The sequence below is a fragment of the Stenotrophomonas sp. LARHCG68 genome (genome assembly GCF_052871705.1).
Window position 1 is genome coordinate 1 of sequence record NZ_JBIXJV010000015.1, and the last position, 1,827, is coordinate 1,827.

General features: G+C 70.1%; 1 protein-coding gene. It reads left to right on the top strand.

Annotated features, from left to right (window positions below):
• Positions 1–22 precede the first annotated feature (22 nt).
• The coding region (locus tag ACIPR8_RS20025) for a type VI secretion system Vgr family protein (protein ID WP_446542185.1) at positions 23–1,827 on the top strand (1,805 nt) is incomplete at its 3' end.

Below are 1,827 nucleotides of genomic sequence, written 5' to 3' on the forward strand. Positions count from 1 at the left end.
CATGGATCAGCTGACGAACCTGATGGCACAGGTCGCCGCGTTGAACAGCGCGCAGCGCCTGTACCGGCTGGAGAGTGACCTCCTTGGGGAGGGCGTGGTGGAGCGTTGGTGGGGGCGGGATGCGTTGGGGGCGCATGCGCGCACCGACGTGGATGTGCTCTGTACCGACGAGACGGTGGACCTGGAGGCGCTGCTGGGTTCGGCGGCGACGCTGGTTGCGCGTACCGCCGCTGGCGGTGCGTGGAAGCGCAGCGGGCTGGTCTGCGAAGCGCGCCGGCTGGGCAGCGATGGCGGGTTGGTGCGCTATCGGCTGTCGCTGGCCTCGTGGACATGGTGGTTGCAGCATGCGCGCAACAGCCGCGTGTTCCAGGACAAGAGCGTGCGCCAGATCGTCGATGAGGTGCTGCAGGCACACGGCGACCTGGCCAGCTGGCAATGGGCCGAGGGCTGCGATGCGCTGCTCGGTGACCGGGTGCGCAGCTACTGCGTGCAGTACCGCGAGAGCGATTTGGACTTCGTGCAGCGCCTGTTGGCCGAGGAAGGGCTGGGCTGGCGGCTGCAGGACGATGCGCAGGCACGCTGCGGCAACGGCATGGAGATCTTTGCCGACAGCGTGCGTCTGCCGGAGAGCGCGGCGAGCACCGAAGGCGTGCGCTTCCATCGCAGTGATGCGACCGAATCCAGTGACAGCATCCAGTTGTTGGGCCGGCAGCGGCAGCTGACCAGCACGCGCGTGAGCGTGCTCAGCGATGACTACCGCCGGGTGAGCAGCATCGCGCGGCAGTTGCCGGTGGACGGCGGTGGCACGCAGTCACAGCGCGAGCACTACGACCCGGCCGGTGCGTATGCTTTCGCCGATGGCGCCACGGCCGATCATTACGCGCAGCTGCAGGCGCAGGTGCTGGAAGCCCACAGCCGGTGCTGGCACGGACAGGGCAGCGTGCGTGGGTTGCAGTCCGGCACCTGGGTGCGGGTGCAACAGGCGCCGTTTGCCGAACCGCCGGAGCTGCTGCTGGTCGCGGTGGAGCACACCGGCATCAACAACCTGCCGACCGACCTGCGCAGGAGCGTGGAGACGACGCTGGGTGCCGTGTTGATGGACGGCAGTACGACCAATTGGGCTTCGGCCGAGAAAGTGGGCTACGGCAATACCTTCACCGCCGTGGAGCGGACGCAGCCCTGGCGGCCCCAACTGCACGATGCCACCGGCGCGCGCCTGAACCCCCGGCCGACCGCGCCGGGCTACCAGACCGCCATCGTGGTGGCCGGCCACGACGGTGGCGGGCAGGACGTCCACGCCGACAGCCTGGGGCGGATACGCGTGCGTTTCCATTTCCAGGATGCGCAGGGCGATACCACTTGGCTGCGGGTGGCCCAGCGCTACGCCGGGCCGGGCGTGGGCAGCCAGTTCCTGCCGCGCATCGGCCAGGAAGTGGTGGTGGGGTTCCTGGAGGGCGACATCGACCGGCCCATCGTGCTGGGCGCGCTGTACAACGGCCGCGGCGAAGCGGGCGTGGCGCCGACCCCGGCCGGTGCCGAGGGCGAGACGGATCGCGCGATCTACGGGCAGGCCGGCGACCAGCGCAGCAGTGCGCAGGGCAACCTGAGCGGTGGCCACGCCCCGGCCTGGCATGCCGCCGGCGGGGGGGACGATGCGCACCGGCACGCCGGTGCGGTGTGGGGCATCCGCTCACGCGAATGGGACGGCGGGCAGGGCAGCAATCACCTGCTGTTCGATGACTCGGACCAGCAGCTGCGGGTGCAGCTGGCCAGCAGCCAGCAGACCTCGCAGCTGACGCTGGGCCACCTGCGCCACCAGTCGGACAA